The 25550-nt window shown below is 41.3% G+C and carries 25 protein-coding genes and 1 tRNA gene; 14 read left to right on the top strand and 12 right to left on the bottom strand.

Annotation, left to right across the window (positions count from 1 at the left end):
* The 4 genes from ACAY00_RS05370 (at position 1) to ACAY00_RS05355 (ending at position 4515) form a co-directional block, all read left to right on the top strand.
* Positions 1–618: a peptidylprolyl isomerase gene (locus ACAY00_RS05370; RefSeq protein ID WP_371378292.1), complete on the top strand. Its 618-nt coding sequence runs from the start codon at positions 1–3 to the stop codon at positions 616–618.
* A 312-nt stretch (positions 619–930) separates the two neighbouring features.
* Positions 931–1260 (top strand): hypothetical protein, encoded by a 330-nt coding sequence (locus tag ACAY00_RS05365; protein ID WP_371378289.1) that lies wholly within the window; start codon positions 931–933, stop codon positions 1258–1260.
* A 249-nt stretch (positions 1261–1509) separates the two neighbouring features.
* Complete coding sequence (locus ACAY00_RS05360) at positions 1510–2769, top strand: AmpG family muropeptide MFS transporter (protein WP_371378285.1); 1260 nt, start codon at positions 1510–1512, stop codon at positions 2767–2769.
* 372 nt (positions 2770–3141) lie between these two features.
* On the top strand, positions 3142–4515 hold the full coding sequence (locus tag ACAY00_RS05355; RefSeq protein ID WP_371378282.1) for a DEAD/DEAH box helicase: 1374 nt from the start codon (positions 3142–3144) through the stop codon (positions 4513–4515).
* Between the two features lie 95 nt (positions 4516–4610).
* On the opposite strand, the gene ACAY00_RS05350 is transcribed toward ACAY00_RS05355, so the two are convergent.
* Both ACAY00_RS05350 and ACAY00_RS05345 read right to left on the bottom strand, forming a co-directional pair.
* Entirely contained in the window at positions 4611–5948 is a 1338-nt protein-coding gene (locus ACAY00_RS05350; protein ID WP_371378279.1) for a M24 family metallopeptidase, read from the bottom strand.
* A 23-nt stretch (positions 5949–5971) separates the two neighbouring features.
* Positions 5972–7369: a M28 family peptidase gene (locus tag ACAY00_RS05345; protein WP_371378276.1), complete on the bottom strand. Its 1398-nt coding sequence runs from the start codon at positions 7367–7369 to the stop codon at positions 5972–5974.
* 202 nt (positions 7370–7571) lie between these two features.
* On the opposite strand from ACAY00_RS05345, the gene cobA reads away from it, so the two are divergent.
* Positions 7572–8393, top strand: a complete 822-nt coding sequence (cobA, locus tag ACAY00_RS05340; RefSeq protein WP_371378274.1) for a uroporphyrinogen-III C-methyltransferase — start codon at positions 7572–7574, stop codon at positions 8391–8393.
* Between the two features lie 91 nt (positions 8394–8484).
* Here cobA and secF read toward each other — a convergent pair whose 3' ends face one another.
* From secF to queA, 5 genes are all read right to left on the bottom strand, one after another.
* Positions 8485–9432, bottom strand: a complete 948-nt coding sequence (gene secF / locus ACAY00_RS05335; RefSeq protein WP_371378271.1) for a protein translocase subunit SecF — start codon at positions 9430–9432, stop codon at positions 8485–8487.
* Positions 9433–9444: 12 nt separating this feature from the next.
* A complete protein-coding gene (gene secD, locus ACAY00_RS05330) occupies positions 9445–11292 on the bottom strand; it encodes a protein translocase subunit SecD (protein ID WP_371378268.1) in 1848 nt (615 codons plus the stop codon).
* 10 nt (positions 11293–11302) lie between these two features.
* Positions 11303–11635, bottom strand: a complete 333-nt coding sequence (gene yajC / locus ACAY00_RS05325) for a preprotein translocase subunit YajC (RefSeq protein ID WP_371378266.1) — start codon at positions 11633–11635, stop codon at positions 11303–11305.
* Positions 11636–11676: 41 nt separating this feature from the next.
* On the bottom strand, positions 11677–12798 hold the full coding sequence (tgt, locus tag ACAY00_RS05320) for a tRNA guanosine(34) transglycosylase Tgt (RefSeq protein WP_371378263.1): 1122 nt from the start codon (positions 12796–12798) through the stop codon (positions 11677–11679).
* Between the two features lie 140 nt (positions 12799–12938).
* Positions 12939–14000 (bottom strand): tRNA preQ1(34) S-adenosylmethionine ribosyltransferase-isomerase QueA, encoded by a 1062-nt coding sequence (queA, locus tag ACAY00_RS05315; protein ID WP_371378260.1) that lies wholly within the window; start codon positions 13998–14000, stop codon positions 12939–12941.
* 547 nt (positions 14001–14547) lie between these two features.
* On the opposite strand from queA, the gene ACAY00_RS05310 reads away from it, so the two are divergent.
* From ACAY00_RS05310 to ACAY00_RS05280, 7 genes are all read left to right on the top strand, one after another.
* A tRNA-Trp gene (locus tag ACAY00_RS05310) sits at positions 14548–14624 on the top strand.
* Positions 14625–14766: 142 nt separating this feature from the next.
* Positions 14767–15249, top strand: coding sequence for a hypothetical protein (locus ACAY00_RS05305; protein ID WP_371378257.1), 483 nt, complete (start codon positions 14767–14769; stop codon positions 15247–15249).
* Between the two features lie 11 nt (positions 15250–15260).
* Entirely contained in the window at positions 15261–15707 is a 447-nt protein-coding gene (gene rimI / locus ACAY00_RS05300; RefSeq protein ID WP_371378253.1) for a ribosomal protein S18-alanine N-acetyltransferase, read from the top strand.
* Between the two features lie 330 nt (positions 15708–16037).
* Positions 16038–17618 (top strand): peptide chain release factor 3, encoded by a 1581-nt coding sequence (gene prfC / locus ACAY00_RS05295; RefSeq protein ID WP_371378250.1) that lies wholly within the window; start codon positions 16038–16040, stop codon positions 17616–17618.
* Positions 17619–17645: 27 nt separating this feature from the next.
* Complete coding sequence (argS, locus tag ACAY00_RS05290) at positions 17646–19385, top strand: arginine--tRNA ligase (RefSeq protein WP_371378246.1); 1740 nt, start codon at positions 17646–17648, stop codon at positions 19383–19385.
* Positions 19386–19634: 249 nt separating this feature from the next.
* Positions 19635–19838, top strand: a complete 204-nt coding sequence (locus ACAY00_RS05285) for a hypothetical protein (RefSeq protein WP_371378243.1) — start codon at positions 19635–19637, stop codon at positions 19836–19838.
* A gap of 90 nt (positions 19839–19928) precedes the next feature.
* Positions 19929–20708 (top strand): TatD family hydrolase, encoded by a 780-nt coding sequence (locus ACAY00_RS05280; protein WP_371378240.1) that lies wholly within the window; start codon positions 19929–19931, stop codon positions 20706–20708.
* Here the strand turns inward: ACAY00_RS05280 and ACAY00_RS05275 are convergent.
* Positions 20673–21275, bottom strand: coding sequence for an AhpA/YtjB family protein (locus tag ACAY00_RS05275; RefSeq protein ID WP_371378237.1), 603 nt, complete (start codon positions 21273–21275; stop codon positions 20673–20675). The two genes, ACAY00_RS05280 and ACAY00_RS05275, sit on opposite strands and share 36 nt — an antisense overlap.
* A 178-nt stretch (positions 21276–21453) precedes the next feature.
* On the opposite strand from ACAY00_RS05275, the gene serB reads away from it, so the two are divergent.
* Together serB and radA are read left to right on the top strand one after the other, a co-directional pair.
* Positions 21454–22467 carry a phosphoserine phosphatase SerB gene (gene serB / locus ACAY00_RS05270; protein WP_371378234.1) on the top strand — a complete coding sequence of 338 codons (1014 nt, stop codon included), beginning with the start codon at positions 21454–21456 and terminating at the stop codon, positions 22465–22467.
* 70 nt (positions 22468–22537) lie between these two features.
* Positions 22538–23920, top strand: a complete 1383-nt coding sequence (gene radA, locus ACAY00_RS05265) for a DNA repair protein RadA (protein ID WP_371378231.1) — start codon at positions 22538–22540, stop codon at positions 23918–23920.
* A gap of 42 nt (positions 23921–23962) precedes the next feature.
* On the opposite strand, the gene ACAY00_RS05260 is transcribed toward radA, so the two are convergent.
* From ACAY00_RS05260 to ACAY00_RS05245, 4 genes are read right to left on the bottom strand one after another with little or no spacing between them, the layout of a single operon-like run.
* Complete coding sequence (locus tag ACAY00_RS05260; RefSeq protein WP_371378228.1) at positions 23963–24421, bottom strand: GNAT family N-acetyltransferase; 459 nt, start codon at positions 24419–24421, stop codon at positions 23963–23965.
* A gap of 25 nt (positions 24422–24446) precedes the next feature.
* On the bottom strand, positions 24447–24776 hold the full coding sequence (locus tag ACAY00_RS05255; RefSeq protein WP_371378225.1) for an antibiotic biosynthesis monooxygenase: 330 nt from the start codon (positions 24774–24776) through the stop codon (positions 24447–24449).
* A gap of 23 nt (positions 24777–24799) precedes the next feature.
* Positions 24800–25120, bottom strand: coding sequence for a hypothetical protein (locus tag ACAY00_RS05250; RefSeq protein ID WP_371378222.1), 321 nt, complete (start codon positions 25118–25120; stop codon positions 24800–24802).
* Positions 25121–25146: 26 nt separating this feature from the next.
* The gene (locus ACAY00_RS05245; protein ID WP_371378220.1) at positions 25147–25491 is read right to left on the bottom strand and encodes a 5-carboxymethyl-2-hydroxymuconate Delta-isomerase; all 345 of its coding nucleotides are present in this window, start codon (positions 25489–25491) and stop codon (positions 25147–25149) included.
* Positions 25492–25550: the final 59 nt, after the last annotated feature.

The following is a 25550-nucleotide window of genomic DNA, read 5'->3' as shown; positions in this document are numbered from 1 at the left end:
ATGAAAGCCGCTATCTTTGCTTTATTTAGTGTTTTATTTGCTAGCCATTCTTTGGCGGCAGAAAAGAAAATCATTGACCCTAATAATATTTTCCCACAGGTAAAATTAGAAACGTCTATGGGGGTTATGATTGTTGAATTAAATCGAATTAAAGCACCAATCGCTGTTAATAACTTTTTATATCACGTGATCACCAAAGAATATGATAACACTCTATTTCATCGGGTGATTGAAGACTTTGTCGTGCAAGGCGGTGGCTATGATGTGAATTACATCCCTAAAAAAGTGGGCGACAAGCTGATTAATGAGTCTGGTAATGGCCTTAAAAATGAAACGTCAACCATTGCCATGGCTAGGGAGAATGATCCTCACAGTGCCACCAGACAGTTTTATTTTAATGTTTCCGATAATAACAACCTCGATCCAGGTCGCAATTGGGGCTACACCGTCTTTGGCGAAGTGACTTATGGTCAAGACATTATCCAACAAATGGCTCTGGTTGAGACTGGATTTAATGAAGAGCTTGGTTGGAAAGATGTCCCAGTAAAGCCTCTTGTGCTGTTAAAAGCCACCCTAATGCCTGCCGATTATATTCATCAGGCGGATTTAACGCCTTAAATAACTCCCTAATTTTCTTACTAATTAGCGCCTAAATAGGCGTTAATTAGCAAATTTTACATTTCAATTTGGCTGTCTGCTCATTTTTGTGCTTTCTTTAAAGGTGTTGATATAAACGATTGCACTAATAACAAATCAACTTGATATAAAACAATATCAGTAAAAACATTATCCTTAATACTGTTTTAATCCATAAACTAAATAAAACTTACATGTTATTAGGCAATTAGTTCGCATTTTTAATGGCGCAACTCTTTTTTGCCGAAGCATTTTAACGCGAAAATGGTTGAGATTAATAAGAGAAAAAAAACTTTGCACGTTGACAATTTTGTAAATGAGAAAATTTCACAATTGATTTTTTTTCTTACAGCCCTGCTTAGAAACGCAGTTCATCCCACCGAAGTTGAGCTTTTTATTTGGGATACGCTAGAAGAGTGGGCACAACTTAATGTGACCGACGAAATGCCGAGCAGTGCTCGTGAACGGGTGTTTTGGCACTTGATCCACGAACTAAAGTTAGCTTCATTAAACAACATTGATAACGATGCCAATTTAGTCAATGAAATTGAAAATTGCTTATTATTTCTAATTGGTAAGGGACACCATCCTATTCATTGCGTCGGTTGGCGCCCTCTTGCGTAAAACACCCTGCTCTTCTACTTCTTTTTTATCTGTGATTTTGATAGCCTAGAGACTATCAAAATTATTAAAACTTCATTTTTGACGGCGTCTGTCAGAGAAATGGTTGGTGTTTGAATGAATCTTGGCATTAACATTGGCTTAGTTAATTTTCATAACTTTGCTGTCGCTTTTTTGCGAATGAACAATCGAGCTCAAACACTATCATTTTGACGAACCTTGTCTAAGTTAAGTGGTCCACTTAGGTTTGCAATGACATCTTCTCCCACGTTCAAACAAGCGATTTTAAATAAGCACATGCTTATTTGTATTTTTACCGGCTTTTCTTCCGGTTTACCTTTATTCTTTTTATATCAACTGGTTCCTGGTTGGCTCCGCTCTGAGGGGATCAGCTTAGCTGAAATTGGCTTATTCTCACTTATTGGCATCCCTTATGTTTGGAAGTTTGTTTGGTCACCCGCTATGGATAGATTTCAATTTCCATTTTTGGGTCGACGCCGCGGTTGGATGTTAGTCACTCAGTTATTTTTATTGCTGGCAATTGGGCTTTTAGGTTACCTAAACCCCGTAAAGTCAATTTCGGCGATTGCCTATATTGCTGCTGCTATCGCTTTTTTTAGTGCCAGTCAGGACATTGTTCTGGATGCTTATCGGCGAGAATTATTAAAAGAGCACGAGTTAGGCTTAGGTAACTCTATTCATGTACAAGCCTATCGCTTAGCGGGATTAGTCCCCGGCTCTTTAGGGTTTATTCTCGCTGATCACTTACCTTGGCATATGGTGTTTGTTATCGTCGCTTTATTTATGCTCATTGGTATTTTGATGACCTTGTGTATCAAAGAAATGGACTCTGCGGCCAATGCACCGAAAACATTAGAACAAGCCGTCGTTTTGCCTTTTAAAGACTTTATTAACCGTGAAGGAATAAAATCCGCCTTATATATTCTATCGTTTTTATTTTTATACAAATTGGGGGATTCAATGGCGACAGCTCTACAAACCCCATTTTTTATTGATATGGGCTTTAGCAAAACCGAAATTGGGGTGGTTGCAAAATCGGCCTCTTTAATCGCCATGACCATAGGTTTAGCCGTAGGTGGTGTGGTGATGATCAAGCTAAGTATTAACCGAGCATTGTGGCTTTTTGGGGTGGTACAAATTGTTAGTATATTAGGGTTTGCTGCTTTAGCTGAAATTGGCCATAACACCATTGCTTTGGCCTTAGCGATGGGGTTTGAATACTTAGGGGTCGGATTGGGAACCGCTGCCTTTACCGCGTTTATTGCCAGAGCGACCAACCCGGCCTTTGCTGCCACTCAATTTGCCCTATTTACCGCATTAACGGCGTTACCTCGAACATTTGCCAATGCGGCTACCGGCTATATTGTAGAAATTACCGGCTGGACCTCATTCTTTTTCATCTGTACAGCATTGGCCGTTCCAGGTATGCTGATGTTGTTTAAAGTTGCGCCATGGGATCAGCAATCAGATTCAAAGCCTGCACAAAGCTAATTTAAAATTCTGTTCAAACTGAGGTATTATGATCTATCATAAAGAAAATCAACATAAGGACCTAAGTTAATGTTAATTCGCTTTTTTTTCGTACTCCCTATCCTAATGTGTTTAATTTGGTGGTGGTACTTAAAACAGCATAACTATACGTTAAAGCAAGGGCTCAAAGGATTTGGCTATATCTTTGCCTTTAACGCAATTTTAATAGGCTTTTTCGCCTTAATGATTTATATTACCCGCGAATAAACATCACATTGATATTCAACTCATTCTGACTATCGCTCAGAATGCTTCATTGATTGCTATACTAAACACCTGATGTAAAAAACATCAGGTTTAGCTTGCCAATAACCCCCTACATGAGACGACTATATGAGCTTTGACTCTTTAGGCTTAGCAGCCCCTATTTTATCGGCAATAAAAGAACAAGGGTACGACACCCCTTCCCCAATTCAAGCCCAAGCAATTCCTGCTATTTTAGAAGGCAAGGATGTTATGGCCGCCGCCCAAACAGGTACTGGTAAAACCGCTGGTTTTACCTTGCCTTTATTGCATCAACTGGCTGATTCAGGCCAAGTCAAAAGCAATCATATTCGCGCCTTGGTCTTAACGCCAACTCGTGAACTGGCAGCTCAGGTTGGAGAAAGTGTGGCAACGTACGGCAAAAACCTGAATTTGTCGTCTTACATTGTCTATGGTGGGGTTAAAATCAATCCTCAGATGATGGCACTTAGAAAAGGCGTTGATATCTTAGTGGCGACGCCTGGCCGATTATTAGACTTGTATTCGCAAAATGCGATTAAGTTCTCGCAAGTTAACACCTTGGTATTAGATGAAGCCGACAGAATGCTCGATATGGGCTTTATTCGAGACATTAAAAAAATCCTCGAATTACTGCCTAAAAAGCGTCAAAACTTGCTGTTTTCAGCCACCTTTTCAGATGAGATAAGAACGTTGGCGAAAGGCTTGGTAACAGATCCTGTCGAGATTTCGGTATCACCACGAAACACGACTGCCACTACCGTTGAGCAATTGGTATACACCACAGATAAAAATAAAAAACCACGTTTACTGTCTTATTTAATTGGCCATAATAATTGGCAACAAGTATTGGTTTTTACCAAAACCAAACATGGTGCTAATCGCTTAACCCGACACTTAGAAGCGGACGGCATCAAAGCCTTAGCGATTCATGGCAACAAAAGTCAAGGCGCTAGAACCAAGGCACTCGCTCAGTTTAAAGAAGGTGAAATTCGTGTATTAGTGGCTACCGATATCGCCGCGCGCGGTATTGATATCGACCAACTTGAGCAAGTGGTGAATTTTGAATTACCCCATGTTGCTGAAGATTATGTTCATCGAATTGGCCGTACTGGGCGCGCAGGAAGTAGCGGTCATGCCATTTCGTTGGTCTGCGCTGATGAGTTTAAATTACTCGTGGCCATTGAACGACTGACCCAAAAGCTGTTACCAAGAACCGAGGAAGCAGGTTTTGAAGCGGCAAACCCGGTACCAAAGTCGCATGATATTCGCCCGTTCAAAGCTAAAAAACCGAAAAAATCAAAACCGGAAAAGGTTGAACATCAAGATGGGCAACGCAGTGGTGAAGCCAGCAGTGGTCACAAAGTACCAAGTAAAAACAAGCGCCATCGAGTGGGCGATAACCCATATGCAAAAAACACCAGTGGCACCGGACGACGTCGCAAACCCAGTGCAAAGCCTTCAAATAGGCGCATTAAAGGCTAATACCCTGTAAAACGTTCCCCAAGTTTGGTTAACTTTCACTGGGGGAACGTTTTTTCACTGCGCACTATCCCCAAGTTAGCCAGTGAAATAACTGACTAGTACTGCTTATGTTTTATCAGTAATATGTGTTTTTGTCGGGGCGCCATATAATCAATTTTATTGCGAAAGAATATGGCGTTCTCTTCTAACATAAAGGTGATATCTTTTTGCCATTGCTCACTAAACATCGAAACATTAAGCTCGATCGCATAAGCGGTATTGTTGCGAAGTGGCAAATCACCACTGCCCGGAACGCCATATTGTGCATCCCAAAGGCCAATAACAGTCCCCGCTGAATGGCCATAATAACCGATTGGGTGGGAATAAATCTGTGGCCTCAAATTTGCCAGTAAAGCTTGTTCTCGAGTTCTCGATAATATTTCGTTACCGCTGCGCCCAGCCTTAAAATTACCCAACAACATATCTTGCAGTTGGTTAGCCTGTCTTAACCCTTGCGTAATAAAATCAGGCGCTTTGCTTTCACCGGCTTTTAACACATAAGCATGTTGTTGAATGTCTGAATGCAATCCTAAATATTCAAGGCCAAAATCCACATGCAGTAAATCCCCAGGTAAAATAATAACATTTGGGTCGTCACTCACCCCAACGCCTTTTCTTTGTCTTTGCACCCGAACAGAAGGCTGAAACCATGTGCTGAGCCCTAAAGAAGATGCCCTCTCACGAAACCACCAGATCAAATCTTTTATTTGCGTTTTTCGAGGTCGAATAGCGACATTTGACAAACCTTCATTAACAATTGCTTTGGTTAAAGCCACCAAATGTTTATATTGTTCTATCTCTTCTTGGCTTCGTGTTTGCAGCCAATCTATGGCTAAAGGCTGGGCAGAGACCAAACGCTGATGTAACGAAATCGGCAAATAAGCCAACAGTAAGTCTTTATCTGTAGCCACCAAACCATCGGCAAGGGCTATTTTTATTGATTGATTCACCCCAATTCGTTTAGGGTCTAGCTCGGTAATTAACTGACTGAGCGCTTTAAGTTGTTCAGGCTCTTGCTCTGGGTCCCAAGCTTTTTTATAAACCTCTCCGATGTCGTATTTTGCCATCGCAAAGGCTTCAAAACCGCGCGTTGGGTGCAAGCTAAACAACAAAATGGTGCGTCGCCTTGCGTTCATCCAACTCGCTGGCAGTAAGGTTTTTAATATTGGATCTTCGTTATACTCTCGCGACATGATCAACCACATATCGATATTATGTTGTTTCATCATCTCTGGTAGTAACCCTTCTACCCGAGCTTTTAACCAGCTATCTTGGAGCTCTGCTTGTTGCTGCAACGACATCAACTTGTCACCAAGCTCATTGGGTTGAGCAAAAACAACCTGAGATTTATAAAAGAAAACAAAGATTAACGTCAGTACTATTTTAAACCACATGTTTAGCCTCAATACTCCCAAAATTACTCATAACCACCAAATGAGCCCGCAGGCCCTGGAAACACCACTGGCGACTCAAAACCTTGTTTGCTCACACTGCTGACACCAAAAAAATAATTATCAATGACTAGGTTTTCAAGCTCAAACTCATCAACATTACCGACATAACGACTGTGAGTCCATTGTGGTTGCGTCGTTAAGCGCCAATACACTCGATAACCAGCCAAGTCTTCAGCCATTTTTCCGCTTAATTTTTGCCACTTTAAGGTCGTCGATGGTTTTACTGCGCCACTAATCTGAGTATTAGCAGGAGGCGCTACGGACCAACCTAAAGAGGCTAAAGTAACAGCATTTAACGACGTCAACTTAGCGGTAAAATCAAAATCAACACCATCTAAAACATCACCATAATCGATGCCATGTTGCTGCCGTAAATCTTGATGTTGACGAGTATAATCTTCATTGGTTTCCATAATTCTAACGGCAGGAAAACCGACTTGGTTAAAAGGACGGTGATGGCCTCCACGGCCAAATCTGTCAAGGCGATACACCATCATAACATCTAAGTTAGGAATATATTTATCCCCAATTTTATCGATGTAACGAGCCAGGTTTCGTGATGGCGAGTCAACTTCCCCACCGGTAAAACGTCGTAATCGCGCCTCTTCTGCCGTTTCAACAAAGCGAGTGCCCTCTGAAAACACCCGAGCAGTGCTGTTATTAATAACGCCATTTAGGCCTGAAATATTACCAATCATGTCATTATTGAGGACCGCTTCAACCCGCCATTTGTCTTTTATTGCACGTGCCGCCATCATTTTTCCACCGAATAAACCTTGCTCTTCACCTGATAACGCGGCATACACTATGCTGGCATTAAACTGATACTGACTAAGCACTCGTGCGCTTTCAAGTACCCCTGCAACCCCAGTGGCATTATCATTTGCACCTGGTGAGTCACTGGTGTGGTCAAGCGGATCTGATACCCGAGAATCAATATCTCCACTCATAATAATATAACGGTTTGGGTCGGTTACGCCCCGCTGAATGGCAATAATATTTACCACCTCTGTTGGCTTAGGGATCCGTTTTTCGCCACTGAAAGTCTGTCTTTGTTCTCGTATTTCCAAACAGCCACCACATTGGTCTGAGATACGCTGAAATTCAGCTTTAATCCAACGTCGTGCTGCCCCTATACCTCGAGTTTTAGATTCTGTTTCGGACAGCGTATGACGAGTCCCAAAGCTGACCAACTTAGTGACGTCTTGCTTTAACCTTTTTGCGCTCACCTGTTGTTGAATATCGCTTAAAATAAGTTGCTCTGACGGTGGTACCCTGACGAGTTCTTTCGCACTGACCGGTATAAACGTTACCAGCGCCAAAAGTGGTAGGACTTTATACAGGGTAAGCATCTGTTTCATATTTATTTTCCTAGCATGTTTTACCAATCCAATGGTTTATTGATAGCAAGTTGCTACTAAGTTTAAAAGTATTTTTTAATTTGATACCACCGATGCAAACACCTTATAGATATAAAAGTAATATAAAATAGCCAATTAATTCTATATTGTTATGAATAAAGCAGACTATGATTAATTTTATTTTTGCTAAATGATTTTGCTAATGACTGCCTTTTGTAAAATGAATCGCCATACTCAATTACAACCAAGCCAAGTTGCCATTGTCGGCGCAGGTCCTGGTGATCCTGAATTGTTAACCATTAAAGCATATCACTGTATCAGACAAGCAGAGGTACTGGTATACGATCGCCTCGTCAGCGCTGAAATACTGGCCTTGGCGCCAACAGATTGTCGTCGCATTTATGTGGGTAAATCACTAAAAAATCACTGCTTCAGCCAAGATAAAATTAACCAAACATTGGTCAAGTGGGCATTAAAAGGCAAAAAGGTAGTTCGGTTAAAAGGCGGCGATAGCTTTATTTTTGGCCGCGGCTCTGAAGAAGTAAATCATTTGTTAGAACACAAAGTGGCCAGTATTGTGATACCAGGGATCACCGCGGCGTCCGGTTGCACAACTTATGCGGGGATCCCGCTAACGCACCGAGAGTTAGCGCACAGTTGTAGCTTTATAACAGGTCACTTTAGTCACGACAGCCCATTAAAACTGCCTTGGCAACATTACAGTGATAACTTACAAACTCTGGTTTTTTATATGGGCATAAAGAGTGCATCAACCATCAGTGAGCAACTAATAAAACATGGTCGTAAGCCAAATACACCGGTTGCAATTATTTATAAAGGCACCCAAGCACAGCAAAAAGTGTGGCGAACGAGTTTGGTTAATTTAGCCGCTTGCATAGTAAAGCATGAAATCAAAGCACCAAGTTTATTGGTTGTTGGTGATGTTGTTGATGCGATTAATACTCAGAAGTTAACCAATATGGCAAGCTTTGCAAATCAAAGCTTGGTTGCAAATAGCGCATAAAAGCCTTACAAATAGATCAGCCCCAGCTTTTAAAGGGTAAAAAAAACGGATACCTGAGTATCCGTTTTTTATTCAGTATTGCAAGTGCTTGTTACAGACGAATTTCGTCTTGATCAGCGCCTTCTTTTTCAATCACTTCTGGGATCAAGTCTTCTTTAGAAATACCCAAACTTAGCGCCACCGTAGAAGCGATGTAGATTGATGAGTATGTACCAACGACAATACCAAACAGCAATGCGGTGGCAAAACCATGGATCAGCGCCCCACCTTTTAAGAACAAGGCCATTAATACTACAAACGTAGTAAATGAGGTGATCATGGTTCTGCTTAAGGTCTGGCTTAAAGAAATATTAATGATTTCTTCTGCCGTACCCTTGCGTACTTTACGAAAGTTCTCACGAATACGATCCGAGACCACAATGGTGTCATTTAACGAGTAACCAATAACCGCTAAAATCGCCGCCAAGACCGTTAAGTCAAATTCAAGCTGTAAGAATGAGAACAAGCCTAAAGTTAAGATAACATCATGCGTTAAGGCAATAACTGAGCCTAACGCAAAACGCCACTCAAATCGAAACGCAACATAGACCAAAATACAAATCAAGGCCGTCAGCATTGCTAAGCCACCTTGTTCTGTCAGTTCATCACCTACGTTCGCACCAACAAACTCGATACGACGCATGGTAATATCTTGGCCAGTGCCTTGTTTAAGGATCGACAGTACCTCATTGCCAAGCATTTCCGCTTTAACGTTTTCACGTTGACCTAAACGAATAAGAACATCTTCGGCACTACCAAAAAGTTGAACAACGGCGTCATCGTAACCAGCGCCTTCAAGTAGCAAGCGTACCTCTTTCAAGTTTGCAGGCTCTGAAAAGCCCACTTCAATTAAGGTACCACCGGTAAAATCAAGACCCCAGTTCATTTTTTGGGTAAACATTGATGTTAGCGAGGCGATAATAAGCACTATGCTCACTACCATCATAGGCTTGCGTAGTGACATAAATGGCACTGTTTTTTTCAAGTTTAAAAATTCCATACTTGGTTCTGCCTATATTGATAACTTATCTATTTTTTTGCCGCCCCAAATAGCATTAACCACCGTACGAGTACCGATAATAGCGGTAAACATAGAGGTTAAAATACCTATGGATAAAGTCACAGCAAAGCCTTTAATTGGGCCAGTACCAACTGCAAATAAGATAATTGCAGCAATTAAGGTAGTGATGTTGGCATCAATAATGGTTGAAAACGCCGAGTCATAACCGTGATGAATCGCTTGTTGTACACTTCGCCCTTCTTTAATTTCTTCACGAATACGTTCAAAAATCAGGACGTTAGCATCAACTGCCATACCAACGGTTAAAACAATACCTGCCATACCTGGTAGGGTTAACGTTGCGCCAGGAATGAGTGACATCACCCCAACAATCAACAATAAGTTGGCGGCCAAAGCAAGATTTGCCACGATGCCAAATTTACGATAATAAACCATCATGAAGACAAGAACGCCAATAAAGCCCCAGGTAATAGCCTGCAAACCTAGTTCAACGTTTTCAGCACCTAGAGATGGACCAACGGTACGCTCTTCAACAATGGCAATTGGCGCGATTAACGCACCGGCACGTAATAAAAGCGCCAAATTGTGTGCTGCTTGCGGTGTTGGCTGACCGGTAATACGGAAACTGCTGCCTAAACGCGCTTGAATAGTCGCAACCGAAATCACCTCTTGTTTTTGGGTGAAGCGTAAGCTGCCATCAGGATTTTTCTGCCCAGTTGCCTTGCTTTCAATAAATACCGTTGCCATCGGTTTACCGATGTTATCCTTAGTGGCATTAGAGAACAGGCTACCGCCTTTGCTGTCTAAGTCGATATTTACTTGTGGACGTTGAAACTCATCCATTGAAGAAGCGGCGCCAACGATATGCTCACCACGTAACATAATGCGTTTTTTCAGTAGTTGAGGGCGACCATCTTGATCGTAAACTAAAAACGATCCAGGTGGTACTCGGCCTTCAACCGCATCCATCACATCATGCTCTTGGTCAACCATGTGAAATTGCAAGGTGGCGGTCGCACCAAGGATCTCTTTGGCGCGAGCGGTATCTTGAACACCTGGTAATTCAACAACAATATGCTTAGCACCTTGTCGTTGGACTAACGGCTCCGCAACACCTAACTCATTCACTCGATTGCGAATAATGGTGATATTTTGTTGTAGTGCGTATTCCGAAGTTTCTTTGTACTTTTGTTCCGACATCGTCACTTTCAGTGACAAACGCTCTTCATCTTCTTCAAAGATATAACCTTGGTTATTACGCTCAAGTAACTTTTGACCTGCTTCTAAGTCTTCTGCGTTGCGAAAAACGACTTCAACGCCCTCGCCCAACTCTTTAACCGAGCGGTAACGAATTTTATCGCCGCGCAAGTCGGTTCGAAAACTACCGATCATGTTTTCTTGAGCACGCAACATTGCCGTTTTCATATCCACTTCCATTAAGAAGTGAACACCACCACTTAGGTCAAGACCAAGCTTCATTGGCACCCCACCTAAGTTTTCTAACCATTTCGGGGTTGCTGGTGTTAAGTTTAAGGCAACAGAATACTCGTCAGTCAAAGTGTTCAATAGAACGTCACGAGCTTTTTGTTGGTTTTCATAAGATTTAAAACGAACTAAGATTTGACCGTCTTCGAGTACGGCACTTGAATAATCTAGGTTGCTTTGAGCAAGAGAGCTTTTAATTGAGTCCAATACGCTAAGATCGGCGGCAACACCGCGCTTACCGGATATTTGAACGGCGGGATCTTCACCATACATATTAGGCAAGGCATAAAGCCCACCTAAAAATACGATGACGGCCACCATTAAGCTTCTCCATAATGGGTTTTTGTTTAACACAATCGTATCCTTACAGCGACTTCATTGTCCCTTTTGGTAGTACAGCACTAACCGCCGCTTTTTGTACAGTCAGTTCTGTACCTTCAGCAACACTTATCACGATAAAATCTTTTTCCGCTGATACTTTGGTAATTTTACCAACAACACCACCTTGAGTAAGTACTTCATCACCTTTTGATAGTGCTTCCATTAACCCTTTATGCTCTTTTACACGCTTGGCTTGTGGGCGGTAAATCATAAAGTAAAAAACCAAACCGAAGACCAATAACATGATCAACATTTCGAAACCACCACCTTGTTGTGATGCAGATTGTGCGTAGGCTTTGCTAATAAAAAAGTCCATAAATTCCTCTACTACTTATATAAAATTATTTTTAATGATGTTTATTTTGATGCTAACGGCGGCACATCTAACCCACGCGCAGCGTAAAACTGTTCAACAAATTCGTCTAATTTACCTTGCTCAATGGCATCACGCAATCCTTGCATCACCTTTTGGTAAAAGTGCAAGTTATGCAGGGTGTTAAGCTGTGAGCCTAAAATCTCATTACACTTATCAAGGTGGTGTAAATACGCTCTTGAGTAATTTTTACACGTGTAACAATCACATTGTGGGTCTAAAGGACCTGTATCTGTCTTGTGACGAGCGTTACGAATTTTAATAACGCCATCGTGAACGAATAAGTGTCCATTACGAGCGTTGCGAGTAGGCATAACACAATCAAACATATCAATACCACGACGAACCCCTTCAACGAGGTCTTCTGGTTTACCTACTCCCATTAGATATCGGGGCTTATTTTCTGGAATCAAGTCTGGGGTATGATCTAAAATGCGGATCATCTCTTCTTTTGGTTCACCAACTGATAATCCACCAACAGCGTAACCGTCAAACCCTATGTCAATAAGACCTGCCGCTGAGATTTCACGTAAGTCTTCGTACATACCACCTTGCACGATCCCAAATAACGCCGAAGGATTATCGCCATGTTCAGCTTTTGAGCGTTTGGCCCAACGCAATGACAACTCCATTGACTCTTTCGCTTCTTGGTGAGTTGCCGGATAGGGAGTACATTCGTCGAAAATCATCACAATGTCAGAGCCAAGGCTGCGTTGTACCTGCATTGACTTTTCGGGTGTAAGCATGATTTTTTCGCCATTAACTGGTGAGCGAAACTCTACCCCTTTTTCGGTGATTTTACGCATATCACCTAAACTGAACACCTGAAAACCACCAGAGTCGGTTAAAATTGGCTTATCCCAATTAATAAAATCGTGTAAATCACCATGCTGTTCAATGATATCAGTGCCAGGGCGTAGCATTAGGTGAAAGGTATTACCTAGAAGGATTTCTGCGCCGGTCGCCGCGACTTCGTCTGTTTTCATCCCTTTTACCGTACCGTATGTACCTACTGGCATGAAAGCAGGCGTTTCAACCGTGCCACGATTGAAGGTTAAGCGACCACGACGGGCTTTACCGTCTTTATTAATTAATTCAAATTTCATTTTCTATCCTTACCAAATGGCTAAACAGGCCAAAGGTTTCATATGACTTCAACAAACCATGCATTGATCTGCAAAGAGGGTTTATTGAACCTTGGCGATATGGCGGTTAATGCCATCGCCTAGACTATAGACGAAGATGTTTATGACTGCGTCTTACGAGTTAAAAACATGGCATCGCCGTAACTAAAAAAGCGATATTTTTGCTCAATAGCGGTTTTATATGCGTGCATAATGTTGTCATAGCCGGCAAACGCGCTTACCAGCATTAATAAGGTCGACTCCGACAAATGAAAATTAGTGACTAAGGCGTCAATAACTTTAAAGTCATACCCTGGGGTAATAAATATGTCGGTATCACCATAAAATTCAGCAATGCTATCGGTATCGGTCAAATTATTATTGATGGCTTTATTAGCCGCACTTTCGAGTGAACGCATGGATGTAGTACCCACAGCAATGACCCGATGGCCTGCAGCTTTCGTTGCTTTAATTTGCTCGGCCACGTCTTGCGACACCTCAACATACTCAGAGTGCATCACATGATCTTCAATCTTATCGACGCGAACAGGTAAAAATGTACCAGCACCAACATGTAAGGTAACAAACGCTAAGTTCACCCCTTTTGCGGCAATCTCTTCAAGTAATTTAGTTTCAAAGTGCAGACCCGCGGTCGGTGCGGCAACGGCACCTGGCTTTTCATTGTAAACGGTTTGATAACGTTCTCTATCCGATGACTCATCTGGGCGGTCAATATAGGGTGGTAATGGCATATGGCCAATATCTTCAAGCACATCTAGCCAGTTATCGTGTTCAACCAGCTCAAGCTCAAATAAGGCGTCATGGCGCGCGACCATAATGGCTTTAACTTTGCCTTCAAACAAAATTTCATTACCAATTTTTGGCGATTTACTGGCACGTATATGCGCTAACACATGAGTTTGGTCAACGATACGTTCAACCAATACTTCCAATTTACCACCGGTCGCTTTGGTACCAAACATTCTGGCTGGGATCACTCGAGTGTTATTAAACACCAACAAATCACCAGGTACTAGCTTGTCAAGTATCTGATTAAATTTCAGATGTTCTAATTCACCACTGTTACCGTTAAGGGCCATTAGACGACTGGCTGAACGCTCAGGTTGAGGATAACGTGCAATCAAGTCTTCTGGCAGGTCAAAAGAAAAGTCAGATAGGCGCATAGGATCTCATATTTACATGCTTAAAAAAAATCGAGTAAGTTTAGAACCGCCAAGGGATAATAGCAAGAGCAAATATATAATGCTCTTGCTCCAAACTTGTTTATATCAGTTTATTGAGGTTATAAGTAAAGAGGGTAAAACCACCGTAAAATAATAACTATATAACTATAATAAATAGATGGGCGTTATCCTTGCTACCGCCCCCATGTTATATTGTTATTCTCCGATTTAAAGTTCTAAAAGCTTTAAATTACCACTCTTGTGGTCAACTCTTCATTTGTTAAGGTGGACCTAGTGAGTTGGTCGTAACATTTATGCTACCCCTTAAGGTCAAATTTTGCTTTGATGAAACCTTTTTTAGAGCAATCAAGAGATACCTTTAATAGCAAACCTTTTCATTTTTTAATTTAACCGTTGCATTATTGTGTGTTATTTCGCCACCTTGAACACAATAAAACCAAGTCGAACACAAAATAAGCACTTAGAAAAAAATATGCATTTTTTGCTTTACAGTGAGAAAAGCATACGTATAATGCACAGCCATTGCAGGGGTGTAGTTCCAATTGGTAGAACGGCGGTCTCCAAAACCGACGGTTGGGAGTTCGAGTCTCTCCACCCCTGCCATCTTCTTCCTTATCTTGTTTTAAATCTATATTTTCGCTTTTCTATTTCCGTTATTATTCATTCTTTGATTCTATGTTTTGCTTTTCGCTAAGTAAAAATCATATAATTTTAATTCTTGTTTAAGCCTACTTGCGAGCAATAAATGGATAATCACAAAGCATTCGACTATTTAACCGAGATGGGCATACCTTTATGGACACCTAAAGCGGGGATGTTTGCAGGTACGTCGAAGCTTATTGAGCAGCCCTCTTCGGATTTACCTAAACCAGTTGCCAAAAACCAAGCGATTAAACCAAACGACAACCCGCAACAAGACGTTGAGGCAGAAACAGAATCAAAAGTAGCAATAGAAAACCCTCTGCCGAAGTTGCTTGAACAACAATTTTTTAAAGACATCTTGCTGAGTTTAAATCACTCTGAGCAAACCATTGTCTTTGATCAAGGTCGTTTATTATTTGAGAATTTTATTTGGGCTCTCAACGACGATTGCCAAAAATGTAGCCTTGAGCAAATACCAAAGCAACAACCATTGCTCACCACTCCAATGCTTAATACCATTGCCGATTCGCCGTCATTAAAAGCCAGTTTATGGCAAATGTTACAGCAACAGCTAATTTCCTATTAACGAGTAAATAAATGCAAAACCCTGTTATTTCTGACTTTAACACGTCTCATCAAGATGTAATTTACGCCATCGAGACAGCCGCTAATCCATTTCCATGGACATTAAAAACTTTGCTCAGTTGCATTGGTGGTCGTTACATAACCCGCCAAATCAGCATTGACGATAAAGTGGTTGGTTTTTATATCGCTGAGTTGGTGATTGATGAGCTCACGTTAATGGAAATTTGTATCGCGCCAGAACACCAAGGCAAAGGGTTTGGTAAACGATTAATGCAAGACTTTATTAATTTAGCCAAAGAACGCCAATGTGTGCTTTGTCACTTAGAAGTCAGAGCAAAAAATATTTCCGCGCAAATGCTCTACCTTAACCATGGTTTTATTCAAGTGCATCGACGTACGGGCTATTACCCTGCAAAAATAGGCTATGAAGACGCTTTAGTAATGAGTTTAAAACTATAAAGCACCCGCTCGATTAAAAGCTTTGTTTGAGTGTTCAAATGAGCGCTTAAACAATTAAAACAATTGGCCTGCATCTCGACTTTGTTTCATTTTTAGTTATTTTTAAACCCATACCCATAATAAGTCATGCATTAAGTCAGACTTTTGTTACAAAACATCAATTTATTTCATCATTGCATGGGTTAATTGATGCTCAAAGCCTGCAATTTGGTTATAATGTCGCATTTTTTAATGTGTGTATTTAACAAGCAACCCTGTGTCGCCTAATTGACTGGCGAATAATACGAGGGTATGTCTTTTAACACGGTCAATCATCGGGCAATAGCAACCATGACAATTCAACAGCAGGAAGTCGACAAACGCCGAACGTTTGCGATTATTTCTCACCCGGATGCGGGTAAAACCACCATTACCGAAAAAGTTTTACTATTTGGTCAAGCCTTACAAAAAGCCGGTACCGTAAAAGGTAAAAAATCTGGTCAACACGCCAAATCTGACTGGATGGAAATGGAAAAAGACCGTGGTATCTCTATAACTACCTCGGTAATGCAATTTCCATATGCCAATTGTTTGGTGAACTTGCTAGATACCCCTGGTCACGAAGATTTCTCTGAAGACACTTACCGTACTTTGACCGCGGTAGACTCATGTTTAATGGTTATCGATACCGCCAAAGGTGTTGAGGATCGAACCATTAAACTTATGGAAGTTACCCGTTTACGTGACACGCCTATTATTACCTTTATGAACAAAATGGACCGTGACGTACGCGATCCCATTGAAGTCATGGACGAAGTAGAAAGCGTGCTAAAAATTAAGTGCGCACCAATTACTTGGCCGATTGGCATGGGTAAAGAGTTTAAAGGTGTATACAATTTACTTACCGATGAGACCATTTTATACAAAACTGGCCAAGGTCATACGATCCAAGAAAAAGTGGTCGTAAAAGGGTTAGACAACCCAGAGCTTGATAACGCCATTGGTAATTACGCTGAAGATTTGCGTGATGAGCTCGAACTGGTTTTAGGCGCGTGTCATGAATTTGACCTAGAAGAATTTTTATCCGGTAAACTTACCCCTGTTTACTTTGGTACTGCATTGGGCAACTTTGGTGTCGATCACATGCTTGATGGTTTAACGCAATGGGCGCCTAAACCACAACCAAGACAAACCGATACCCGAGAAGTAAAAGCCGAAGAAGAAAAGTTTTCAGGCTTTGTCTTTAAAATTCAGGCTAACATGGATCCAAAGCACCGTGACCGTATCGCCTTTATGCGTATTTGTTCAGGCAAGTACACCAAAGGCATGAAAATGCGACAGGTTCGAATTGGTAAAGATGTAAAAATTGCCGATGCAGTAACCTTTATGGCCGGCGATCGCTCAAATGTTGAAGAAGCTTATGCGGGTGACATTATTGGTTTACATAACCACGGGTCGATTCAAATAGGTGACACCTTCACGGCCGGTGAAGAAATGAAATTTAGTGGTATTCCAAATTTTGCCCCTGAAATGTTTCGTCGTATTCGTTTACGCGATCCATTAAAAGCCAAGCAATTACAAAAAGGTCTGATCCAACTATCTGAAGAAGGGGCGGTTCAGGTATTTCGCCCTCTGGCGAACAATGACATGATTGTTGGCGCCGTTGGTGTTCTACAATTTGAAGTTGTGGTGCACCGATTAAAAACAGAATATAACGTTGATGCTTTATACGAACCTATTGCCGTTGCTACAGCTCGTTGGGTAAGTTGTGATGATGCGCGCAAGCTGAATCAATTTGAAAAGAAAGCATACGACAACTTGGCGCTTGATGGTGGTGATAACCTAACCTATATTGCGCCAACAATGGTGAATTTAAATCTGACTCAAGAGCGTCACCCAGAGATCGTGTTCCACAAAACACGCGAACACTAACAATGTAATGAACTAGATCGGACCAATATGAACATTCGTCAATTATTAAATGAAAAAGTAAAAGCGGCCATGATCGCATCGGGCTTACCCGAAGATACAAACCCTGCGGTTAATGCCTCAAACCGTCCTCAGTTTGGTGATTACCAAGCAAATGGTGTTATGGGTGCTGCGAAAAAGCTTAAAACTAACCCTCGTGAGTTGGCGCAAAAAGTGGTCGACAACTTAGATTTGTCTGACATCGCTGAAAAAGTTGAACTCGCAGGTCCTGGTTTTATTAACATACACCTAGACAAAGCTTGGTTGTCTTCTCAACTTGGCTGTGCAAACACCGATCCATATTTAAATGTTTCGCGTTCAAGCACACCCAAAAATGTGGTTGTAGACTACTCTGCTCCCAACCTTGCCAAAGAAATGCACGTAGGGCACCTTCGCTCAACCATTATTGGTGACGCTGTCGTTCGTGCCTTAGAGTTTCGTGGTGAAAACGTTATTCGCCAAAACCATATGGGTGATTGGGGTACTCAATTTGGTATGTTATTGGCTCATTTAAGTGACAAGTTAGCCAGCAACGAAGTAGCTGAAACGGCGCTGGCCGATTTAGAGAACTTTTATCGTGAAGCGAAAGTTAGATTTGACAATGAAGACGGTTTTGCGGATCGAGCTCGCAACTATGTAGTTAAACTGCAAAGTGGTGATCCTGAGTGTTTGGCTTTATGGCAACAGTTTATTGATATTTCAATTCACCATTCTGAAGAAATATACGAAAAACTAAACGTGACCCTAGCGCGCAAAGACATTATGGGTGAAAGTGCTTACAACCCCGATCTAGGTAATGTTATTGACGATTTAATGGCGCAACATATTGCGGTAGAAGATCAAGGTGCCAAAGTTGTCTTTCTTGATGAAATGGCCAATAAAGATGGTGAGCCATCGGTGTTTATCGTGCAAAAATCTGGGGGTGGTTATTTGTATGCAACCACAGATTTAGCCGCTTGTCGTTACCGTGTTAATGAATTAAATGCTGATCGCATCATTATTTTCACCGATGCCCGTCAGTCATTACACTTTAAACAAGTTGAAATTACCGCTCGCAAAGCAGGCTTCTTACCTGAGCACACCGCCTATGATCATTGTCCATTTGGGATGATGATGGGTGATGATGGAAAGCCATTTAAAACACGTACGGGTGGTACGGTTAAATTAGCCGAGTTACTTGATGAAGCGATTAGCCGAGCAGAACAGCTTATGGCTGAAAAAATCGCCGACTTTTCTGAACAAGAACGTAAAGAAATTGCTCGTAAGGTGGGTATTGGCGCCGTTAAATTTGCCGATTTATCGAAAAACCGCACCAGTGACTACATCTTTAATTGGCAAACGATGTTAAGCTTTGAAGGCGCTACAGCACCTTATTTACAATACGCTTACACGCGAATCCAAAGTATTTTCAAAAAAGCCAACATCGACCTATCCGCTACAGCACAAGCGATTCATATCGATGCTCCTCAAGAGAAAGCGCTTGCGGTTAAGTTATTACAATTTGAAGAAGTATTAAATGCGGTGATCAGTGAGTGTACACCAAACCTTCTGTGTAACTACTTATACGAATTAGCAAGCTTGTACATGAGCTTTTATGAAGCCTGCCCAATTTTAAAAGATGGCATCGACGAGCAAGTAAAACTGTCTCGCCTACAATTGTGTCAGTTAATTGGCAAAACTTTAGCTACGGGCTTAGATTTGCTGGGGATTGAAGTGATGGAGCGCATGTAAGCGCCACCACATTAAATACCGTTAAATAACTCAATTTAACAACCAAAAGCCAATGGACTGCCATTGGCTTTTTTATTGTTAATGGCCGTTTAATTATTGCTGCGAAACTGTTTTGTAACAAATGGAAAATTACTCTTGATTGTTTTATGACCAGCGCGTTAGACTAAGGAGATAATTTAATGATGTCTTGATCTTAAACTCGAACCTTCAAGATATTTTTTAACCAACACAGGTAACACGGATTGTTATATGAAGCAGGGACTTCTGGCTAAAATTCTCTTATTTACTATCATGTTTTTCTTCATCACTATTACTGCCATCTACTATGGTTGGTTTTTTGATGACTTTTCCCATTCGTCGCCAACCCAAGGTATTGCGTTGTTAGTAGCGCTTGTTTTTACCATTTTATTCTTCGCGTTTTATACTCTCGATTTCCTAAAAGACAAAGATTAGCGCCCTCCCCCGCGTTTAACTTCTGCCTTTTAGCAAAAGACTTATAACCCTGTCTTTTGCTACTGCCTTTAACTATGCTAAATTAGACCTATGCAATTTACTGATAGCCATTGCCATTTAGATTTTAAAGAATTCTCACATAATAAAGAGGCCCTTATACAACAGTGTCTCGATGCGGGCATCTCTCGTATTATTATTCCAGGGATCACATCCAAACGTTGGCCTAGAGTTTTGACCTTATGTCAACAATACCACCATCTTTACCCGGCATTAGGCTTACACCCTTGGTGGATAGATAAAGCCACAACCGCTGATTTGCAGATTTTAGAGCAACATATTCAACAAGATAAGCTGATTGCGGTGGGCGAGATTGGGATTGATGGAGCCATTAACGATATAGCCAAGCAAACCTTATTCTTTGAACATCAGCTCGAATTAGCCAAGCAATATCAATTACCGGTTATTGTCCATCATCGCAAAAGCCACCACCTTATTTTACCCATCCTTAAACGCATAAACTCACAACAAGGTGGTATTATTCACGCGTTTTCTGGCAATATGCAACAAGCTAAAGGGTATCTTGATTTAGGCTTTAAATTAGGTATTGGGGGCACGATTACCTACCCCAGAGCAAAAACCACTCGACAAACGGTGGTCAAATTACCCCTAGAATCTTTGGTCTTAGAAACCGATGCGCCTGCTATGCCACTATATGGCTTTCAAGGCAAAGACAATTCACCAATGCAACTGATTAGGGTGTTTGAACAATTAGCCACTTTAAGAGCCGAGCCAAAAGAGCTCATTGCTCGGCAAATTGAAGCCAACTTAAATGGTTTATTTTCGTTTGACGAACCGAGTTCCCTGACGTGATAACCGACTAAAGCCTCGGGTTAACAAAAAGCCTGTGGTAATGGCTGCAATTAAAATAATTCGCATAAGCTCTGATTGTCGGTCGAGTTGTTGATGTAAATCATCCACAAAGTGGTCTCGAGCTAAATTTAATCGCAAATAACCTTGCAATTCTTCGGTGCGGATCTCTTCGATAATGGTAATGTCGTTGGCAGCTCGATTGATACTGCCTTCTTCAATCCCATAAAGCTCTTTTATCACTCTAAAACCTTGTGAGTGGGCAACCACCTGCCCTTGCGCATCATATAAAATGGCTTCTAGCACCGCATCAGACTCCGCCAACGATTGCATAAACTTCGACAATTGTGATTTATCGTCTAGTTCTAAAAACACCTTGCTGCTGTTAACCGCCTGCACAATGATACTTTTACCGATTTTATCAAAATGCTGTTCTATTGTTTTTTCACCAGAGTTGATGTTCATTAAAGATACATTAAGCATCAACAATAACAGAATGACCCCTCCCCCAACTTGAAATAACTTGGTGAGCGGAGATTTAATAAGTTGATAATTTTCTTTTTTAGTCATTTATATAAAAAAATCCTACAAAATCTATATACACTATAGAGGGTTATTTGAGATTATAGAATCACTTTTTTAGACTCTAACTGTTTTGCCGACGCTGAATTCGCGACTTACCTTGCTCTGTTCGTGTCTGTATCAGGTTCGCGCAAAAGGCACTACTCATTTAATAAAGGATGAAAGTTTGTTTCTCTCTTCTATTGCTCTGTCAAATGAAAACCAGCAAGCACCATTAAGTCAATTTTTTAATACAACCTTATCTCAACCTGTGAGCGTGGCCATTGATGCCGATGAATTAATGCTCACCCCTATCACAGATAAGGTAAACGATACGGTTGAATTGGTTGTTTTTAATCATCTGACTTTAAAACAACTCTGTCAGTTGAGTCACTTAATAAATTGCCCCTCAATGATCTTAATGGCGATAAATGAACGTCTTGGAAAAACCAGTTTACGATTTGCCTTACCGACAGTCACCGACAACATAGCAGGGCTTAATAAAGCTGTAAATGAATTAGCGTTGCAATGGCAACACGAAATCGCGTTATTACAAAATGCACCAAGCCTATCAGAGCCCGGCCTTTTGGTTATGGATATGGACTCAACGGCGATTGAGATTGAATGTATAGATGAAATCGCCACCCTAGCAGGTGTCGGCGAACAGGTAAGCGAAGTCACCGAACTCGCCATGCAAGGCAAACTCGACTTTGCCGAAAGTTTAACAGCCAGAGTGAACGCATTAACCGGCGCCTGTGAGTCAATCTTAGCCAAAGTAGGTGATAGCTTGCCATTAATGCCTGGATTGGAAGATATCGTAAAAGCGCTGCACCAAAAACAGTGGAAAGTAGCCGTTGCCTCAGGCGGTTTCACCTACTTTACGCAAATATTAGCGGATAAATTAAACTTGGACGCTACCCAAGCAAACCAGCTTGACATAGTTGACGGTAAGCTGACCGGCAAAGTCATAGGTGATATTACCGACGCGAACGTTAAAGCACAAACCTTAGTCAAATTACAGCAACAATATCAGTTTGATAAACGTCAAACGGTGGCCATGGGCGATGGCGCTAACGATTTGACCATGATGTCGGTCGCTAATTTAGGCGTCGCGTATAAAGCCAAGCCAATTGTCCAACAAAAAGCAACGAGTGCCATTAATTTTAGTGGTTTAGATGTCTTATTACACTGGTTAAAGTAACTTTTAAAGGCACTTATCAAAGTGACTTCACTGTAATTAACCACGATTAGATTTAATATTAAGTATACATATGTCAAAAACAAAAGTAGCTTTCGTCTGCAGTGACTGTGGTGCCGATTATGCCCGCTGGAAAGGGCAATGCGATTGCGGTGCGTGGAACACCTTAGCTGAAATGAAGCTATCCCCTGCAAAAACTAAGCGCACCAATGCAACGTCCACCGCAACCGGTTATGCCGGTGCCGTTGGGGGAGGCTCAAAAAAAATTAATCAAGTAGAAGCCATTGAAGCGGAAAAAAGCCCGACCGGTATTGGCGAGCTTGACCGAGTACTTTGTGGAGGAGTGACCAGAGGCTCCGTCAATATAATCTCGGGCGATCCTGGTGCGGGCAAAACCACGTTGCTCTCTGATCTGATTGCCAGAATGTCAAAACTACGTGCCTCTTTATACTGTACGGCGGAGGAGTCGTTATCGCAGTTTAAAAACCGGGTACAACGATTAAAACTTGATTACGATGAAGATGCCCTGTACTTGCTTTCAGAAACCAGTGTAGAGGCCATTATTGAAGAGCTCGAAACGCATAAAATTAAGTTTGCGGTCATTGACTCGATTCAAGCGGTTGTCACAGATCGCGCCAATGGTAGCCCGGGTTCACCATCACAGGTAAAAAGCGCTGCCCAAGCCTTAACCCAATACTGCAAACAAAACGATGTCACCATGTTCATCATTGCGCATGTTAATAAAAACAATGAAATCGCCGGCCCTCAAACGTTAGTGCATATTGTTGATGCCTTATTGCATATCGACACCAATGACGGTCAGGTTAGAACCTTACGCGCCAATAAAAACCGTTTTGGAGATATCGACACCGTCGGTATTTTTAAAATGACTGAGCGCGGGATGATAAGTGTCGATAACCCCAGTGAAATCTTTTTATCGGGCTCGACCACCGAATCACCCGGTTCTACTATTACCTGTATACGTAAAGGTAACCGCAACCTTTTACTGGAAATTCAGTGTTTAACCACTGAAACCGAAGCCGAGTTTCCACAGCGGGTTTGTGTGGGGTTAAACATGAACCGGATAAAAATGTTAACAGGGATTTTGCGTAAACACACCAAAACCAAAATTTATCATGATACGTTTTTTAATATTGTTGGTGGTTTAAAAATTGATGAGTCTGAAACGTGTATCGATTTGGCTTTGGTATCGGCATTACTGAGTAGCTTAAACGAATTCGTCATTCCTCGGACCGCATGTATCATGGGCGAACTTAGTTTAAATGGTGATGTACGCCCAATAGACAGTGGTGTCCCTAGAGTAAAAGAAGCGGCACAACACGGCTTTGAGCAAATTTTTATTCCGTATAGAAATTATCACAAGTCGATGGAAGGCTTAGGGGCAAAAATCATCCCAGTTAAAACCATCCACGAGCTGATTGAATTTATTCGATAGCATCACAGATCCGTGCGGTAAGTCTATTTACCGCACCCTCTGTTATTTTAAGCCTTGATATTCCATCACAATATCTGCTCGTTGATATACAGGGTGCTGTCCTAACGAGACGGTCTTAAACTGGTTTTTACTATAAAGTGCCATAGCGGACTTGAGCTTGGTATTCGATACAAGGTACAGCCTATTAACTTCAATTTGAGCTAACTTGGCAAGACAAGCATCGATTAACATCTGCCCATACCCCTTGCCCTGATACTCGGGTGACACCGCCATCCGAGCAAGCTCAAACACCCCACTCCCTTGATAAAATAAAGCACACACACCCAGCACTTTATGATCAGATAAAAGGGTAAATATATAACCCCCCTTATCGATTATTTGATCAGGGTTTTTAGCAAGTTCACGATCAATCGCTTCTAATTTAAAGTACTTTGAAATCCACTGTTCGTTTAGGTGGATAAAATCATCAAGATATAGCGGGTTATTTTCTTCAATTCTCACCCTCGCTTGCATTGTTTAACTAGCCTCAAAGCTCACCAAGAGCTGCCGGTGTGGTCTGTAAATAATCGTCACTAACCTCAAGTTGATAGACGACCTTTGATTGCACCAAACATTCCCCCATTTGTTGACGAGCAAGCTCAAAAAGCCGATCACTGACATTGTGATCTTTTGCCCATTGTGCTTCACTTGGCCACTGCGCATACCCCACCATCACATGACTCTTATCTGAGTAATGAAGGCGAGAGCCCAAGCTACCACATTGCTGGTAAATCAATTTAGTGAGGCTAAGCCATGCTTGTCTAAACTTAAGTTCACTACCGGGTTTAATTTCAAATTCGTATATGGCTATAAACATATCGAGACCTAGTTCAATGCTATCTACAAAGTATATCGGCGTTTATTCGCTTTGATATGATTTAATTGCGCTTTACCCATTTTATAGGGCCAATATATAAATAAAAACAAAGATAATAACATCGCCTTATATAAGAAGACCTTAGGGTAAAGAACCGGTAAAAACCAACCTATAAAAAGAACAAAAAAGAAACTTAAAGCACACCAAGAGAAAAGTACGCAGGCAACAACGAAAAATGCTTTAACCACATTTTCTTGAGCAGACACTATATTTTGTTTCTCAACAAAGGTTATAAACCCGATAAAATATGATAAACAAACGATATTTGCGAAAAATAAATCCATCTTAGCACCAACTTTTGAACTGTCGGTTATAACATGCTGCGATTGCAGTATGTCGCCTTTTCAAACTCACTAACATTGATCGCAATATTGGCCATGTTAGGAAACAAAGCCACTAACTTACTGACAATCTGTTTTGACAAGTTTGCTTTTTGCTCAGCAGTCCTTCCCTGCATGATATAGCTAAAAACATGAATAAAATCTTCTCGTTTATTACCAACAGAATATTTTTTAAACGGGTTTAACCTAACCTTAATATCATTTTCACGAAACAACGACGTTGCGGTTGCGACCAAGTGCATTTGCTCAATAATAAAATCTTCATCGTAGTGTTCAAGAACACTGTCGGAGCAATCAATAACAAAATGTGGCATCTATTTTCTAATCCTATTTTTCATCATGTGCTTAACCTAAAAGGCCAAGCTAATTATAA

The organism is Thalassotalea sp. 273M-4 (genome assembly GCF_041410465.1).
GTDB classification, from domain to species: Bacteria; Pseudomonadota; Gammaproteobacteria; order Enterobacterales; family Alteromonadaceae; genus Thalassotalea_A; species Thalassotalea_A aquiviva.
This window is presented reverse-complemented; position numbering and strand designations above follow the sequence as displayed.

Coding starts and splice junctions, on each gene's coding strand:
- queA (WP_371378260.1), bottom strand. CDS start 14,000: ATGCGCCTATCTGACTTTTCTTTTGACCTGCCAGAAGACTTGATTGCA.
- ACAY00_RS05345 (WP_371378276.1), bottom strand. CDS start 7,369: ATGAAACAGATGCTTACCCTGTATAAAGTCCTACCACTTTTGGCGCTG.
- cobA (WP_371378274.1), top strand. CDS start 7,572: ATGACTGCCTTTTGTAAAATGAATCGCCATACTCAATTACAACCAAGC.
- ACAY00_RS05245 (WP_371378220.1), bottom strand. CDS start 25,491: ATGCCACATTTTGTTATTGATTGCTCCGACAGTGTTCTTGAACACTAC.
- secF (WP_371378271.1), bottom strand. CDS start 9,432: ATGGAATTTTTAAACTTGAAAAAAACAGTGCCATTTATGTCACTACGC.
- rimI (WP_371378253.1), top strand. CDS start 15,261: ATGCAAAACCCTGTTATTTCTGACTTTAACACGTCTCATCAAGATGTA.
- ACAY00_RS05305 (WP_371378257.1), top strand. CDS start 14,767: ATGGATAATCACAAAGCATTCGACTATTTAACCGAGATGGGCATACCT.
- ACAY00_RS05275 (WP_371378237.1), bottom strand. CDS start 21,275: ATGACTAAAAAAGAAAATTATCAACTTATTAAATCTCCGCTCACCAAG.
- yajC (WP_371378266.1), bottom strand. CDS start 11,635: ATGGACTTTTTTATTAGCAAAGCCTACGCACAATCTGCATCACAACAA.
- ACAY00_RS05255 (WP_371378225.1), bottom strand. CDS start 24,776: ATGTTTATAGCCATATACGAATTTGAAATTAAACCCGGTAGTGAACTT.
- ACAY00_RS05370 (WP_371378292.1), top strand. CDS start 1: ATGAAAGCCGCTATCTTTGCTTTATTTAGTGTTTTATTTGCTAGCCAT.
- radA (WP_371378231.1), top strand. CDS start 22,538: ATGTCAAAAACAAAAGTAGCTTTCGTCTGCAGTGACTGTGGTGCCGAT.
- ACAY00_RS05350 (WP_371378279.1), bottom strand. CDS start 5,948: ATGTGGTTTAAAATAGTACTGACGTTAATCTTTGTTTTCTTTTATAAA.
- ACAY00_RS05250 (WP_371378222.1), bottom strand. CDS start 25,120: ATGGATTTATTTTTCGCAAATATCGTTTGTTTATCATATTTTATCGGG.
- ACAY00_RS05360 (WP_371378285.1), top strand. CDS start 1,510: ATGACATCTTCTCCCACGTTCAAACAAGCGATTTTAAATAAGCACATG.
- tgt (WP_371378263.1), bottom strand. CDS start 12,798: ATGAAATTTGAATTAATTAATAAAGACGGTAAAGCCCGTCGTGGTCGC.
- ACAY00_RS05355 (WP_371378282.1), top strand. CDS start 3,142: ATGAGCTTTGACTCTTTAGGCTTAGCAGCCCCTATTTTATCGGCAATA.
- argS (WP_371378246.1), top strand. CDS start 17,646: ATGAACATTCGTCAATTATTAAATGAAAAAGTAAAAGCGGCCATGATC.
- ACAY00_RS05280 (WP_371378240.1), top strand. CDS start 19,929: ATGCAATTTACTGATAGCCATTGCCATTTAGATTTTAAAGAATTCTCA.
- ACAY00_RS05285 (WP_371378243.1), top strand. CDS start 19,635: ATGAAGCAGGGACTTCTGGCTAAAATTCTCTTATTTACTATCATGTTT.
- prfC (WP_371378250.1), top strand. CDS start 16,038: ATGACAATTCAACAGCAGGAAGTCGACAAACGCCGAACGTTTGCGATT.